A 14,489-nucleotide genomic window follows, 5' to 3' on the forward strand; every position below is an offset into this window, starting at 1 on the left:
CCTCACTGCCCCGAAAGCACCCGCACCAGGTCCTCGGCCGTACGGCAGCGGTCCAGGAGCTCCTTGACGTGGTTCCGGGTCCCCCGGAGGGGTTCCAGGGTCGGGACCCGCTGGAGGGAGTCCCGGCCCGGGAGGTCGAAGATCACCGAGTCCCAGGAGGCCGCCGCCACGTCGTCCGCGTACTGCTCCAGACAGCGCCCGCGGAAGTACGCCCGGGTGTCCTCCGGGGGCTTGCTCTCGGCCCGCTCGACGGCCGGCTCCTCCAGGAGCCGCTTGATCTTCCCGCGGGCGGCCAGCCGGTTGTACAGGCCCTTCTCGGGCCGTACGTCCGCGTACTGGAGGTCCACCAGGTGCAGCCGCGCCGCGTCCCAACCCAGTCCGTCGCGCCTGCGGTAGCCCTCCAGGATCTCCCGCTTGGCGATCCAGTCGAGCTCCCCCGACAGGCTCATCGGATCGGTCTCCAGCCGGCCCAGCACGTCCTCCCACCGAGTGAGGACGTCCTTGGTCTGCTCGTCCGCGTCCGACCCGAAACGCTCCTCCACGTACTTCCTGGCCAGCTCGAAGTACTCCATCTGGAGTTGTACGGCGGTCAGGGTGCGCCCGCTGCGCAGCGTGATCAGGTGCTGGAGGTCCGGGTCGTGGGAGACCTGGTGCAGGGTGCGCACCGGCTGGTCCACGGCCAGGTCCACGTTGATGAACCCGTCCTCGATCATGGACAGGACCAGCGCGGTCGTGCCGAGCTTGAGGTACGTGGAGATCTCGGAGAGGTTCGCGTCGCCGATGATCACATGGAGCCGGCGGTACTTCTCGGCGTCGGAGTGCGGTTCGTCCCGGGTGTTGATGATGGGCCGCTTGAGGGTGGTCTCCAGTCCCACCTCGACCTCGAAGTAGTCCGCGCGCTGGCTGATCTGGAAGCCGTGTTCGCGCCCGTCCTGGCCGATGCCGACGCGGCCGGCGCCGGTGACGACCTGGCGGGAGACGAAGAAGGGGGTCAGGTGGCGCACGATCTCCGAGAAGGGGGTCTCCCGCTTCATCAGGTAGTTCTCGTGCGTGCCGTAGGAGGCGCCCTTGTTGTCGGTGTTGTTCTTGTAGAGGTGGATCGGCTGGGCGCCGGGCAGCTGGGCGGCCCGTTCGGCGGCCTCGGCCATGATCCGTTCGCCGGCCTTGTCCCAGAGGACGGCGTCGAGCGGGTTGGTGATCTCCGGCGAGCTGTACTCGGGGTGGGCGTGGTCCACGTAGAGCCGTGCGCCGTTGGTGAGGATGACGTTGGCGAGGCCGATGTCCTCGTCGGTGAGCTGGCTGTTGTCGGCGGCCTCGCGGGCGAGGTCGAAGCCGCGGGCGTCCCGCAGCGGATTCTCCTCCTCGAAGTCCCAGCGGGCGCGTCGCGCCCGGTGCATCGCCGCCGCGTAGGCGTTGACGATCTGGGACGAGGTGAGCATGGCATTGGCGTTCGGGTGCCCCGGAACGGAGATCCCGTACTCCGTTTCGATCCCCATTACTCGCCGTACGGTCATGCGGCCCTCCTTGCCCGGCGGCGCTCCCGTTCGGGAGCGGCGCTCAAGTACCGCTTGTTCTCCGGTGGGTCATGTGCGGTGTCCGTCCCCGCACTGCGGAGGAGGCGGTACGGAAGAGCCTAGAACCACTCCGCGCTGGTGGGGAGATCATTTCAGTCATTGGCTTTGCCCGTCACCGGCTGAAAAAGGCGGGCGGTAAAGCAGTCGGCTGCGGGTGCCCGGTGAGGGCATCCGCAGCCGCCCCGCTTCGTCAGAGGTACTGACCGGTATTCGCCACCGTGTCGATGGACCGACCGGTGTCCGCGCCCTGCTTTCCGGTGACGAGCGTGCGGATGAATACGATCCGCTCGCCCTTCTTTCCGGAGATCCGGGCCCAGTCGTCCGGGTTGGTGGTGTTCGGGAGGTCTTCGTTCTCCTTGAACTCGTCCACGCACGCCTGGAGGAGGTGGGAGACCCGCAGACCCTTCTGGTTGTGCTCGAGGAAGGCCTTGATGGCCATCTTCTTCGCACGGTCCACGATGTTCTGGATCATCGCGCCCGAGTTGAAGTCCTTGAAGTAGAGGACTTCCTTGTCGCCGTTGGCGTACGTGACCTCGAGGAAGCGGTTCTCCTCGGTTTCGGCGTACATCTGCTCGACGACGGTCTGGATCATGCTGTGGACGGTTTCGGCCGTCGAGCCCTGGTGTTCGGACAGGTCGTCCGTGTGCAGGGGCAGGGAGGCCTTGAGGTACTTGGCGAAGATGTCCCTCGCCGCCTCGGCGCCGGGGCGCTCGATCTTGATCTTCACGTCGAGCCGGCCGGGGCGCAGGATGGCCGGGTCGATCATGTCCTCGCGGTTGGAGGCGCCGATGACGATGACGTTCTCCAGGCCTTCCACGCCGTCGATCTCGGCGAGGAGCTGGGGGACGATGGTGTTCTCCACGTCCGAGCTGACGCCGGATCCGCGGGTGCGGAAGAGGGATTCCATCTCGTCGAAGAAGACGATGACGGGGGTGCCCTCGCTCGCCTTCTCCCGGGCACGCTGGAAGACGAGGCGGATGTGCCGCTCGGTCTCGCCGACGTACTTGTTGAGGAGCTCGGGGCCCTTGATGTTCAGGAAGTAGGACTTTCCTGCGGGCTGGCCGGTCACCTCGGCGACCTTCTTGGCAAGGGAGTTGGCCACGGCCTTGGCGATGAGCGTCTTGCCGCAGCCGGGAGGGCCGTAGAGCAGGATGCCCTTGGGGGGGCGCAGTTCGTGTTCCTTGAAGAGGTCGGGGTAGAGGTACGGGAGCTCGACAGCGTCGCGGATCAGCTCGATCTGGTCGCCCAGGCCGCCGATCTTGTCGTAGTCGATGTCGGGTACCTCTTCGAGGACGAGTTCCTCGACCTCGCTCTTGGGGACCACTTCGTAGACGTAGCCGGAGCGGGGTTCGAGCAGGAGGGCGTCGCCGGGGCGGATGGTGATGTCCAGGAGCGGCTCGGCGAGCCTCACCACCCGTTCCTCGTCGGTGTGCCCGACCACCAGGGCGCGCTCGCCGTCCTCGAGGATCTCCTTGAGGGTGACGATGTCCCCGGCCCGCTCGTACTCCATGGCTTCGACCACGTTGAGCGCTTCGTTGAGCATGACCTCCTGGCCGCGCCGGAGGTCTTCCGGGTCGACGCTGGGGCTCACGTTCACGCGGAGCTTGCGGCCGCCGGTGAAGATGTCGACGGTGCCGTCCTCGTTCGCCTGAAGGAAGACACCGAAGCCGGCCGGCGGCTGTGCGAGCCGGTCGACTTCCTCCTTGAGGGCCACGATCTGGTCGCGGGCCTCACGGAGGGTATTCGCCAGTCGTTCGTTCTGCGCGGAGACGCCTGCCAGATTCGTCTGGAGCTCGACGATCCGCTCTTCGAGAATCCTCGTGTGACGCGGAGAGTCGGCGAGCTTGCGTCGCAGGACGGCGATTTCCTGCTCGAGATAGGCAACCTGGCCGGCGGGGTCCTCAGACCCTCGCCCGGGCCGGATGCCGCGGTTGATGTCGTCGTCGTGGGCTGCCACGGTCCTCACCTCCTCCAAGGGGAGCTGGACGCTTCCTGACCCTACCTGGGCTGGTGGTGATTGAAACCCCTAGATCACAAAGACGGTAGAGGTGTGTCCGATCTTCACCCTTGCGTACTCCCTCACGCCAAGGAAATACCCACCCTTCAACATCGGAAAGCAGCCGGTTGTAAGGTCGAAGTGTTCAACACCCGTCAGAGCTCGCGCGACTTGCCGCGAGTTGTGTCCGGGACGGATCACTCAGCGCAGGGAACGGCAGGAGATATGACCGTGCAGCAGGAGGCCCCGACGGGTGGCGCCGGCGAGGCCGGAGAGCCGCTCGAGGTCTGGATCGACCAGGACCTCTGCACCGGGGACGGCATCTGCGTGCAGTACGCCCCGGAGGTGTTCGAGCTGGACATCGACGGTCTGGCGTATGTGAAGAGCCCGGAGGACGAGCTCCTCCAGGAGGCGGGGGCGACCACTCCGGTTCCGCTGACCCTGCTCCAGGACGTGGTCGATTCGGCGAAGGAATGTCCGGGTGACTGCATCCACGTGAGGCGCGTTTCGGACAGCGTCGAGGTGTTCGGCCCCGACGCGGAGTGACGTTTCAAACACGTGCGGCGGTCGAGTCCGTCAGCTCTTGGCGGAATTTTCCGCCGGTCCAGCGCCACTTGGCGAGCTGCTTGACGTCGGGGCTGTAGCGCGGGACCGAGGGCGAGGAGTAGCCGAGGAGGCGGGCGGTGACGGTTCCGTCGCTCACCGTGAGCCCGGCGGCCGTCTGCCGACGGGCGGCGTCGAGCAGGGTGGCGACGACCCTGGGGGCGGCGCCGGGTCCCTCGCCGCGGGTCAGTACGTAGATCGCGTGGGGCGGGGTGCCCGATCCGGCGTCGCAGCGTACGGCCGCCACCGTCTCGGGGCGGCCGTCGCCGTCGAGGTCGCCTTCGGCGGTGTCCGTGACGGTCTGCGGGGTCCCCTTGCAGTCCAGGGGGTAGGTGGCCGCGTGGGCGTCGGGGGCGGTGGCCGGGGGGCCGCTCGCGGGAGCGGGCCCGGAGGTGACGCCGGTCGCCGCGGTGGTTTCGGTGGCCCCGGTGGCCCGGCCCGGCTGGAGCAGGCCCGCGCCGGCGATGACGGCGGCCATGGCCGTGGCCGTGGCGGCCCAGTGGAGGGGCCTGGCGCGTCGGTGAGCCAGGTGTTCCGGTGCCGGGTCCGGCTCCGTGGGGCTGTGCAGCACGCGGGGTGTCTCCTGTGCGAAGGGTGACGGGGAGCCAGCATCGTGCCACACCTCACACCGGGGTGGAACGGCCGGGTCCGGGCCGGTCCTCCCGTACAACGAAAAGGCGCTGTGGCGCAGTTCCCGGTGTGGCCGGGGAACTGCGCCGCAGCGCCTTCGTGTTGGGGGCCGGAGCGGCCGGGAGGGGGCTACGCGGAGCGGTCGCTGCCGGGGCCGTCGTAGTCCTCGCCGTAGGCGCCCTTGGAGGGGCGGCGGCGGCGCATGGGGGGCTCGACGCCGTCCGCGAGGCGGCGGGCGGTGACGAGGAAGCCGGTGTGGCCGATCATGCGGTGGTCGGGGCGGACGGCCAGGCCCTCGACGTGCCAGTTGCGGATCATCGATTCCCAGGGCTGCGGCTCGGCGTAGCAGCCGAACTCGCGGATGGACTCGACGGTGCGCGAGAGCTGGGTGGTGGTGGCCACGTAGCAGCACAGGATGCCGCCGGGGACGAGGGCCTTGGAGACGGCCTCCAGGCATTCCCAGGGGGCGAGCATGTCGAGGATGACGCGGTCGACGTCGGTGTCGGACAGGTTGTCCTGGAGATCGCCGACGGTCAGCTGCCACGCGGGGTGGGGGCCGCCGAAGTAGCGCTCGACGTTGGCGGTGGCGATCTCGGCGAAGTCCGCGCGGCGCTCGTAGCTGTGGAGCATGCCCTGGTCGCCGATGGCGCGCAGCAGGAAGCTGCTCAGGGAGCCGGAGCCCACACCTGCTTCCACGACGCGGGCGCCGGGGAAGATGTCGGCGAAGGCCAGGATCTGGCCCGCGTCCTTGGGGTAGACCACGGCGGCACCGCGGGGCATGGACAGGACATAGTCGGGGAGCAGGGGGCGCAGCGCGAGGTACGCGACGTTGCCCGTGGTGCGGACAACACTGCCCTCGGGAGCACCGATCAGCTCGTCGTGCGGGAAGGAACCCTTGTGGGTGTGGAAATTCTTCCCGGCTTCGAGCGTGAACGTGTAGTGGCGGCCCTTGGGGTCGGTGAGCTGAACCTGGTCCCCGACCTCGAAGGGCCCGCGTCGGCGGGCGGCACCGGTCGGTTCGGACATGTGACCAGTGTATTGGCTTCAGGACTGGGGCCGCGCCATGGCCTTCACGAAGGCCTTTTCGACGTCGAGGGTGGACAGGACGCCGTAGATCTCGCCGGTGCCTTCGAGGACGAGGTACTCGCTGGCGGGGTGGGTGCGGAGGTGTTCGAGGAGTTCTTCGCCGGTGAGTTCCGCGGAAACCTTCATGCCGTCGTTGAGGTCCTGGGCGAGGGTGCTGACGGCGACCCAGGGGCGGCGGTGTTCGGGGACGGAGGCGATGGCGGTTTCGCGGACGAGGGCGGTGGGGTCTCCGAGTCCGTCGACGACGACGAGGGCGCGGGCGCCGGCTTCGTTGGCGCGGCGCAGGGCTTCGGAGAGGGGGGTGGCGTTCTCGACGGGGATGGCGCGGCGGGTGAGGGCGCGGGCCTGGAGTTCGGGGAGGTGTTCGCGCAGCCGGGCCAGGCGGAGGCTGTTGCCGGCGCCGGTCCAGATGATGGCGGCGAGGATGGCGGCGAGGAGGGCGTCCATGACGGTGTTCATGCCGCCGATCTCCTGGCTGCGGTTGCCGAGGAGTCCGGTGTGGGTGAGCAGGGGGAGGCCGAGGAGGACGGCGACGGCGAGGCCGCGGCCGACCCAGGCGGCGGCGACGGTGCCGGCCATGGGTTTGCCGGTGATGCCCCAGATGACGGCGCGGAGCATGCGGCCGCCGTCGAGGGGGAGGCCGGGGAGGAGGTTGAAGGCGGCGACGAGGAGGTTGGAGATCATGAGGCCGCCGAGGAGGACGCCGGGGACGGTGGCGGGGTCGACGGCGTTCATGCCGAGGTAGAAGGTCCCGGCGAGGGCGAGGGAGAGGAGGGGGCCGACGAAGGCGAGGACGAATTCGCGGCCGGGGGTCTCGGACTCCTTCTCGATTTCGGAGACGCCGCCGAAGAACTGGAGCTGGATGCGGCGCACGGGGAGTTTGAAGCGGAGCGCGGCGATGGTGTGGGCGAGTTCGTGGACGAGGACGGAGGCGTAGAAGGCCACGGCGAAGAAGAGGGAGACGAGGTAGCGGGCCGGGCCGAGGTCGGGCAGGATCTGGTCGAGCTGGTCGCCGAAGACCCAGGTGATGAGGGCGGCGACGAGGAACCAGCTGGGCGAGACGTAGACGGGGACGCCGAAGGGGCGGCCCATGAGGATCCCGCCGCCCGGATCGGAGCGCTTGGCCGTGCGCTCGCCGGTTTCGTCGGTGTCTGCCACGGTTGTCCTTCGTTCGGTGCCGGGTTTCCAGTGTGGTCCACGTCGGGGGTCGGGTGCGGTGTGTAGCGCGGTGTGATCCCTCGATCATGCAGTGCGAGGGGGCTCCGAGTCGATGGTATGCGCGTGCTGTCGGTGGCGGGTCGTAGGGTTTCGGGCATGACGACGATCCCCGGTGCTGTGCCAGGCGCAGCTGGTGCCGATGCTTCTTCGGGTGCTTCCCGGCCCTCTTCGCTGTCGCCTTCGCGGGCGGGTGATTTCATGCGGTGTCCGTTGCTGTACCGGTTCCGGGTGATCGACAAGCTGCCGGAGAAGCCGAGTGCGGCGGCGACGCGGGGGACGCTGGTGCACGCGGTGCTGGAGCGGTTGTTCGATCATCCTGCGGAGGAGCGGACGGCGCCGCGGGCGAAGTCGTTGGTGCCGGGTCAGTGGGAGCGGTTGCTGGAGGCGAAGCCGGAGCTGGCGGAGCTGTTTCCGGCGGGGGACGGGGGCGCGGGGCTGGCGGGGTGGCTGACGGAGGCCGAGGCGCTGGTGGAGCGGTGGTTCACGTTGGAGGATCCGACGCGGCTGGAGCCGGTGGAGCGGGAGTTCTTCGTGGAGACGGAGCTGGAGTCGGGGCTGCGGTTGCGGGGGATCATCGACCGGGTGGATGTGGCGCCGTCGGGTGAGGTGCGGATCGTCGACTACAAGACGGGGAAGGCGCCGCGGCCGGAGTACGCGGAGGACGCGCTGTTCCAGATGAAGTTCTACGCGCTGGTGGTGTGGCGGCTGAAGGGGGTGGTGCCCCGGCGGTTGCAGCTGGTGTATCTGGGGAGCGGGGACGTGCTGACGTACGACCCGGTGGTGGCGGATCTGGAGCGGGTGGAGCGCAAGCTGCACGCGTTGTGGGAGGCGATCCGGGAGGCGACGGAGTCGGGTGAGTGGCGGCCGCGGCCGACGAAGCTGTGCGGCTGGTGTGATCATCGGTCGGTGTGTCCGGAGTTCGGGGGTACTCCCCCGGTGTATCCGCTGGCGATCGTGGGCCGGCCGGGTGCGGGGGCGGACGGCCCTGACCGGTCCTGATCTTCGGGTCAGGGCACAATGGGCGGGGTCCCGCCGTTGCTGTCCGATGAATTCGAGGTACTCCCCGTGGCGATCCGCGTGCTGCTGGTCGATGACCAGCCGTTGCTGCGCACCGGCTTCCGGATGATCTTGGAGGCGGAGCCGGACCTGGTGGTGGTGGGTGAGGCCGGGGACGGTCTGCAGGCTCTGGACCAGGTGCGGGCGTTGCAGCCGGACGTGGTGCTGATGGACATCCGGATGCCGCGGATGGACGGGGTGGAGGCGACGCGGCAGATCACGGGTCCGGAGCGGGACGGGCCGGCGAAGGTGCTGGTGCTGACCACGTTCGATCTGGACGAGTACGTGGTGGAGGCGCTGCGGGCGGGGGCGAGCGGGTTCCTGCTGAAGGACGCGCCGGCGAACGAGCTGGTGGCGGCGATCCGGGTGGTGGCGGCGGGTGAGGCGCTGCTGGCTCCGAGCATCACGCGGCGGCTGCTGGACAAGTACGCGGGGCACCTGCCGTCGGGTGAGGAGAGTCTGCCGGACGTGCTGGGGACGCTGACGGAGCGCGAGGTGGAGGTGCTCAGGCTGGTGGCCCGGGGGTTGTCGAACGCGGAGATCGCGGCGGACCTGTTCGTGAGCGAGACGACGGTGAAGACGCATGTGGGGCACGTGCTGACGAAGCTGGGTCTGCGGGACCGGGTGCAGGCGGCGGTGTACGCGTACGAGAGCGGCCTGGTGCGGCCGGGCGCCCAGTAGGGCGGGGTACGACGGAAGGGCCGGCGGTCGCGGGTGCGGCTGCCGGCCCTTCGTCGTGGTGGGGGGTCAGCCCTTGCTGATCTCCCAGAAGCGGAAGACGGTGGAGGCGTCGAGGGACCACTGGAGGCCGGTCACGTTCGGGCGGGTGACGGCGTACTGCTTGCCCTGCCAGAGCGGGAGGATGGGCACCTCGTCGGCGACGATGTCCTGGAGGCGGACGTAGTCGGTGTTCGCGGCGGTGCGGTCGGACTTCGCGGAGGTCGCCGGGATGATCGTCCCGGTGATCTCCTTGTTGTCGTAGTTGTTGTGGAGGACGTTGTCCGGTCCGAAGAACGGCTGGGTGAAGTTGTCGGCGTCGGGGTAGTCGGGGACCCAGCCCTTGACGTAGATGCCGTACTTGCCGTCCTGGATGTCCTTCTCGTACTGCTCGTACTCGACGGACTTCATGTCGGCCTCGAACAGCCCGCTGTCGTTGAGCTGCTTGGCGATGACCTGGAACTGCTGGTCGGTGGAGGGGCCGTAGCGGGAGGGGGTGGAGTACAGGGTCAGCTTGACCTTGCCGTTGATGCCGGCGGCCTTCAGGAGGGCCTTGGCCTTCTCGGGCTGGGGGCTGCCGCCGTAGCGGTCGAAGAAGGGGGTGGTGTGTCCGGCGATGCCGGCGGGGACGATCGAGTAGAGCGGGGACGCGGTGCCCGCGTACACGTCCTTGACGAGCGCCTCGCGGTCCACGAGGTAGGCGATGGCCTTGCGGACGGGGAGCTTGCCGACGACGGGGTCGTTGACGTTGAAGACCATGTGCTCGACTTCGGCGCCGGTGCCCTGGACGACGTCGACCTTCTGGTCGCCGGTCTTGCTGGAGGCGAGGGCGGCGATGTCCTTGGCGGCGAGGCCGCGGAAGGCGAAGTCGACGTCGCCCTTCTCCAGGACCGTCTTGAGGGCGGCCTGGTCCCCGTTGAAGAACTTCAGGGTGACGCCGGTGTTCTTGGCCTTGGCCTTGCCGGTGTAGGAGTCGTTCACCGAGAAGGTGGCGCTCTTGTCGTTGATCGAGTCGAGCTTGTAGACGCCGGAGCCGACGGCCTTGCCGTCGGTGCGGAGCTTGTCGGCCGGGTATTCGGCGTGGTCGACGATGGAGCCCGCGCCCGACGCGATCTTGCTGGGGAAGGTCGCGTCGGACGTCTTGAGGCGGAAGACGACGGTCTTCTCGTCGGGGGTGTCGATGCCGGCGATCGACGAGAGCATGACGGCGGGGCCGGCCTCGTCGTTGATCTTCAGCGTGCGCTCGAAGGAGAACTTGACGTCCTTCGAGGTGAGGGCGTGGCCGTTGCTGAACTTGAGGCCGGAGCGCAGCACGCACTTGTACTGCTTGCTGTCGGGCCCTTCGAAGGTGCAGGTCTGCGCGGCGTCGGGCTCGGGGGTGGTGCCGCCCTTGGGGAAGCTGAGCAGCGACTGGAAGACGTTGTTGAAGAGGAGCCAGGAGCCCGGGTCGTAGCCGGCTGCCGGGTCGGTCGACTTCACCTTGTCGGATATCCCCATGACCACGCCCTTGCCGCTGCCGGCATTGGCGCCATCGGTCGAACCGCAACCGCTGAGCAGCGCGGCGGCGGTGGCCGCGCCGAGCGGGGCCGCCAACCACTGGTTACGTCTCATCACGCGAATGTCCTTCACAGTGTTGTCTGGTCGTTGCGCCGGCCTGCGACGTCCGCCGCCGGTTGCTGCCGGTCTCAGCCGCTCTTGCCGCGGCCGAGTTCCCACAGCTGGAGGTCGGAGATGGCGTTGACCGACCACTCCACCCCGGTGATCCCGTCGCGTGCGGCGACGTACTGCTTGCCCTGCCACAGGGGCAGGACGGGTACGTCCTCGGCGACGATGTCCTGCATTTCCGCGATCGCGGGCGCGGCGGTGTTGCGGTCGGCCGCGCGCCGGGAGTCGGGGATGAGCCTGGTGCGCACCGCGGCGTTGGCGTACGGGGTGCCCAGGAAGTTGTCCTGCTCCAGGAAGGGGGCGAGGAAGTTGTCGGCGTCCGGGTAGTCGGGGAACCAGCCGAGCCCGTAGGCGGCGTAGTCGCCCTTCTTCTGGGCGGGGCGGAAGTCGGCCCAGTCGTTGCCCTGGACGGTGATGTCGAAGAGCTGGGTGGAGTTCAGCTGGGTCTTGAGGGCCTCGAACTCGGCGGCGGTGCCGTCGCCGTAGTGGTCCTTGGTGTAGTTCAGGGTCAGCTTGACGGGGGTCTTGATCCCGGCGTCCTTGAGCAGGCCCGCGGCCTTGGCGGTGTTGGCCTCGCCGTACTTGTTGAAGAACGAGTTGACGTGGCCGGTGACGGCGGCGGGGACCAGCGAGTACAGGGGCTGCGCGGACTTCCCGTAGACCTTGGAGATGACGTTGCCCCGGTCGACGGCGGCGGCGAGCGCCTGGCGCACGGCCTTGTCCTTGACGACGGGGGCTTCGGTGTTGAAGCCGAGGTAGCGGATCTCCAGGCCGGGCATGGGGACGAGCTTGACGCCCTTGGGGGGCCTGGCGGAGAAGTCGGCTATCTGGGCGGGCGAGAGGGTGCGGGAGACCATCTGGACGGAGCCGTCGGTGAGGGCCTTGCCCATGGTGGCGGAGTCCGCGAAGGAGCGCAGTTCGACCTTGTCGTTCTGCAGCTTGATGTCGCCCTTGTAGTTCGGGTTCTTGGTGAAGACGGCCCGGACGAGGTGGTTGTCCTTGACCTCGGCCTTCATCGTGTAGGGGCCGGAGCCGTCGACGGCGAAGCCCGGGCGGAGCTTCTTGGCCTCGTAGTTCTTCTCGCTGACGATGCCGGCGGCGGGGGTGGAGAGCTTGTACGGGAAGGTCGCGTCGGCGGTCTTCAGGTGGAAGACGACGGTGTCGGCGCCCTTGACCTCGACGGTGTCGAGGGTGGAGAGCAGGGAGGACGGGCCGTTCTCGTCCTTGATCGCGAGGACGCGGTCGATGGAGAACTTGACGTCCTTGGCGGTGAGGGGGTCGCCGCTCGCGAACTTCAGGCCCGGGCGCAGGGTGCAGCGGTAGCTCTCGTTGCCGGTGTCGGTGAAGCGGCAGTCGGAGGCCGCTTCGGGGACGGGCTGGCCGCCGCCGCGCGGGGTGTGCATCAGCGTCTGGACGGTCTGGCGCAGGATGTTCCAGGCGCCGGCGTCGTAGGCGTAGGCGGGGTCGAAGGGGGCGGGGGCGTAGTCGGCTGCCTCGAACCGGTCGGTGGTTCCGACGACGATCGCTCCGGACGCTGCTCCTGTGCCACTCGCGCTGCCGCATGCGGACAGCGCGGGGGTGAGCAGGCCGATCGCGGCCGTCAGCACCATGGTCTTGCGGTTCATGCTGGAAGTACTCCCTCACCCGGCACTTGCAAAAAGCGGTTTAGAGGGCACTTCGCGGCGGTCGCCCGTTCAGGGCGGAACGATCGGGCCGGTGTTTGACGATCGGTCCACGCGGCGCCGGAGCAGGGGTGTGCGTCCGGGACCGCAGAGGTGCGTGCGTAGTGCCCGCGTCGACATTAGTGGGCCGGGACGGTCTGGCTGGAACCGGCAGGAGTTGGGGCGTAATCGCACCGTGATGGGAGCGGACTGACCGCTTATGCCGTCGTCTTCGCAGATGGGGTCAGGAGATGATCAATCCGGACACATGGGAAGCGTACGGGGCACTCCGACAGGCCCGCCCGGAGGGTGACGGGTGACCAAGCTCACCCGCGGTGAGGAACCGGCGCAGGATGGAATTTCGGCCTCCGGGGGAAGGTGCGGAAGATCCTCCCGCGGGACCTCGTCAGCACCCCTGTTCCGTTCGGTACGGAGCGTGCGCGCTCAGTTCAGCGGAGTGATCAGGGACCGCAGGAACGGCAGGTCGACCTCCTCCAGGGAGCGGACGATGGTCCGGCCCGGGGCGGGTGCGATCAGGCCGACGGAGGGCACGGCGACGACGCGGCAGCCGGCGGCCTCAGCGGCGGCGACGCCGGTGGCGGTGTCCTCGATGACGGCGCACCGGGAGGGGTGCGCGCCGAGGGTGTTCGCGGCGAGGAGGTAGGGGTCGGGGTGGGGCTTGGTGCGGGGCACCTCGTCCCCCGCGACGGTGGTGGTGAAGCGGTCGCGGCCGAGGGTGAGCAGCACCTGGTCGATGACCCTGCGGTGGGAGGCGGAGACCAGGGCGGTGGGCACGTTGTGCCGGGCGAGTTCGCTCAGGAGCCGCTCGGCGCCGGGCATGAGCGGAACCTGGTCGGCGATGCGGGCTTCGAAGCGCTCGTTGAGCAGGACGCTGAGCTCGGCGATCTCGATGGCGGCGCCGGTGGCCTCGATGAGGAAGGCGGCGCTGCGGCTCATGGGGCCGCCGACGACGATGTCGCGCCAGGAGTCGTCGAGCAGGTGGCCGAGCTCGCGGAAGATGTCCGCCTCGATCTCCCACCAGAAGCCCTCGGTGTCGACGAGGGTGCCGTCCATGTCGAGGAGCACCGCCTGCAGGGCGTGCCCGTCGGCCGTACGGGCGACGGGTGCGGGAACGGTGCTGGTCATGCGTACGCCTCTCGCAGGGGACGACAAGGCCGGTCACCGCGGCCCGTGGGAGTGACCCCTCGGAACAGGTGACCGGCCTGTATGGGACCGACCAGTGTACGCCGGTCGGTGTCAGCGTGCGTTGAAATACTTCGCTTCGGGGTGGTGAATCACGATCGCGTCGGTGGACTGCTCGGGGTGGAGCTGGAACTCCTCCGAGAGGTGGACGCCGATCCGCTCCGGCTGGAGGAGGTCGGCGATCTTCGCGCGGTCCTCCAGGTCGGGGCAGGCACCGTAGCCGAGGGAGAAGCGGGCGCCGCGGTACTTGAGGTCGAACATGTCCTGCACGGCCGCCGGGTCCTCGCCGCCGAAGCCGAGCTCGGCGCGGACGCGGGCGTGCCAGTACTCGGCCATGGCCTCGGCGAGCTGGACGGAGAGCCCGTGCAGTTCCAGGTACTCGCGGTAGGAGTCGGATGCGAAGAGCTTGGCGGTGGCCTCGCCGATCTTCGAGCCGACGGTGACCACCTGGAGGCCGACGACGTCGGTCTCGCCGGACTCCTCCGGGCGGAAGAAGTCCGCGAGGCACAGGCGACGGCCGCGGCGCTGGCGGGGGAAGGTGAAGCGGGTCCGCTCGTGGCCGGCTTCGTCGAGGATGATCAGGTCGTCGCCCTTGGAGACACAGGGGAAGTAGCCGTAGACGACGGCCGCTTCGAGCAGGTTCTCCGTGTGCAGCTTCTCCAGGAGGCCGCGCAGGCGCGGACGGCCCTCGCTCTCGACGAGCTCCTCGTACGTCGCCCCGCCCGCGCGGGCCTGCTTGAGTCCCCACTGGCCCTTGAACAGGGCGCCCTCGTCCAGCCAGGAGGCGTAGTCCTTGAGCGGGATGCCCTTGACGACGCGGGTGCCCCAGAACGGCGGCGTGGGGACGGGGTTGTCCACGGACACGTCCGAACGGCCGCCCGGCTCCTGCGGCTCCTCCGCCGGGAGGGCGGGGGCGTCGCGCTTGGCGACGCGGCGCTGCTTCAGCTCGGGCAGCGTGGCGCCGGGGACTCCGCGCTTGACCGCGATGAGGGCGTCCATGAGGCGCAGGCCTTCGAAGGCGTCGCGGGCGTAGCGGACTTCGCCTTCGTAGATTTCGTGGAGGTCTTGTTCGACGTAGGC

At 69.0% G+C, this 14,489-nt stretch carries 12 protein-coding genes; 3 read left to right on the plus strand and 9 right to left on the minus strand.

The annotated features are described in order from the left end of the window. Positions 1–2: 2 nt before the first annotated feature. On the minus strand, positions 3–1,514 hold the full coding sequence (dop, locus tag ACFYYT_RS22735) for a depupylase/deamidase Dop (protein ID WP_351825405.1): 1,512 nt from the start codon (positions 1,512–1,514) through the stop codon (positions 3–5). A 250-nt stretch (positions 1,515–1,764) separates the two neighbouring features. Then, on the minus strand, positions 1,765–3,531 hold the full coding sequence (gene arc / locus ACFYYT_RS22740) for a proteasome ATPase (RefSeq protein WP_351825407.1): 1,767 nt from the start codon (positions 3,529–3,531) through the stop codon (positions 1,765–1,767). Positions 3,532–3,795: 264 nt separating this feature from the next. Here arc and ACFYYT_RS22745 point away from each other — a divergent pair, with 264 nt between their 5' ends. After that, complete coding sequence (locus ACFYYT_RS22745) at positions 3,796–4,116, plus strand: ferredoxin (protein ID WP_351825409.1); 321 nt, start codon at positions 3,796–3,798, stop codon at positions 4,114–4,116. 4 nt (positions 4,117–4,120) lie between these two features. Here the strand turns inward: ACFYYT_RS22745 and ACFYYT_RS22750 are convergent, their stop codons facing one another. The 3 genes from ACFYYT_RS22750 to ACFYYT_RS22760 all read right to left on the minus strand — a co-directional run bounded on the left by ACFYYT_RS22750 (position 4,121) and on the right by ACFYYT_RS22760 (position 7,047). Next, positions 4,121–4,744 (minus strand): hypothetical protein, encoded by a 624-nt coding sequence (locus tag ACFYYT_RS22750; protein ID WP_351825411.1) that lies wholly within the window; start codon positions 4,742–4,744, stop codon positions 4,121–4,123. Positions 4,745–4,932: 188 nt separating this feature from the next. Then, positions 4,933–5,829, minus strand: coding sequence for a tRNA (adenine-N1)-methyltransferase (locus ACFYYT_RS22755; RefSeq protein ID WP_030233594.1), 897 nt, complete (start codon positions 5,827–5,829; stop codon positions 4,933–4,935). An 18-nt stretch (positions 5,830–5,847) separates the two neighbouring features. Then, positions 5,848–7,047 carry a site-2 protease family protein gene (locus ACFYYT_RS22760; protein ID WP_385322299.1) on the minus strand — a complete coding sequence of 400 codons (1,200 nt, stop codon included), beginning with the start codon at positions 7,045–7,047 and terminating at the stop codon, positions 5,848–5,850. A gap of 156 nt (positions 7,048–7,203) precedes the next feature. Between ACFYYT_RS22760 and ACFYYT_RS22765 the strand changes: the two genes are divergently transcribed. Beyond that, positions 7,204–8,106: a RecB family exonuclease gene (locus ACFYYT_RS22765; protein WP_351825413.1), complete on the plus strand. Its 903-nt coding sequence runs from the start codon at positions 7,204–7,206 to the stop codon at positions 8,104–8,106. A gap of 66 nt (positions 8,107–8,172) precedes the next feature. Continuing rightward, complete coding sequence (locus tag ACFYYT_RS22770; RefSeq protein WP_351825415.1) at positions 8,173–8,844, plus strand: response regulator transcription factor; 672 nt, start codon at positions 8,173–8,175, stop codon at positions 8,842–8,844. Between the two features lie 66 nt (positions 8,845–8,910). On the opposite strand, the gene ACFYYT_RS22775 is transcribed toward ACFYYT_RS22770, so the two are convergent. From ACFYYT_RS22775 to ACFYYT_RS22790, 4 genes are all read right to left on the minus strand, one after another. Continuing rightward, positions 8,911–10,491 carry an ABC transporter substrate-binding protein gene (locus ACFYYT_RS22775; protein ID WP_351825417.1) on the minus strand — a complete coding sequence of 527 codons (1,581 nt, stop codon included), beginning with the start codon at positions 10,489–10,491 and terminating at the stop codon, positions 8,911–8,913. Positions 10,492–10,565: 74 nt separating this feature from the next. Next, the gene (locus ACFYYT_RS22780) at positions 10,566–12,170 is read right to left on the minus strand and encodes an ABC transporter substrate-binding protein (protein WP_351825419.1); all 1,605 of its coding nucleotides are present in this window, start codon (positions 12,168–12,170) and stop codon (positions 10,566–10,568) included. 480 nt (positions 12,171–12,650) lie between these two features. Further along, a complete protein-coding gene (locus tag ACFYYT_RS22785; RefSeq protein WP_351825421.1) occupies positions 12,651–13,352 on the minus strand; it encodes an HAD family phosphatase in 702 nt (233 codons plus the stop codon). A 111-nt stretch (positions 13,353–13,463) separates the two neighbouring features. After that, positions 13,464–14,489: vitamin B12 dependent-methionine synthase activation domain-containing protein (locus ACFYYT_RS22790; protein ID WP_351825423.1), on the minus strand; the 1,026-nt coding region annotated here is incomplete at its 5' end.

The sequence above is a fragment of the Streptomyces sp. NPDC002032 genome (genome assembly GCF_042890765.1).
Classification (GTDB): Bacteria; Actinomycetota; Actinomycetes; order Streptomycetales; family Streptomycetaceae; genus Streptomyces.

Excerpts from the sequence above, each read along its gene's own strand:
- dop (WP_351825405.1), bottom strand. The coding sequence starts at position 1,514 with ATGACCGTACGGCGAGTAATGGGGATCGAAACGGAGTACGGGATCTCC.
- ACFYYT_RS22745 (WP_351825409.1), top strand. The coding sequence starts at position 3,796 with ATGACCGTGCAGCAGGAGGCCCCGACGGGTGGCGCCGGCGAGGCCGGA.
- ACFYYT_RS22755 (WP_030233594.1), bottom strand. The coding sequence starts at position 5,829 with ATGTCCGAACCGACCGGTGCCGCCCGCCGACGCGGGCCCTTCGAGGTC.
- ACFYYT_RS22765 (WP_351825413.1), top strand. The coding sequence starts at position 7,204 with ATGACGACGATCCCCGGTGCTGTGCCAGGCGCAGCTGGTGCCGATGCT.
- ACFYYT_RS22775 (WP_351825417.1), bottom strand. The coding sequence starts at position 10,491 with ATGAGACGTAACCAGTGGTTGGCGGCCCCGCTCGGCGCGGCCACCGCC.
- ACFYYT_RS22780 (WP_351825419.1), bottom strand. The coding sequence starts at position 12,170 with ATGAACCGCAAGACCATGGTGCTGACGGCCGCGATCGGCCTGCTCACC.
- ACFYYT_RS22785 (WP_351825421.1), bottom strand. The coding sequence starts at position 13,352 with ATGACCAGCACCGTTCCCGCACCCGTCGCCCGTACGGCCGACGGGCAC.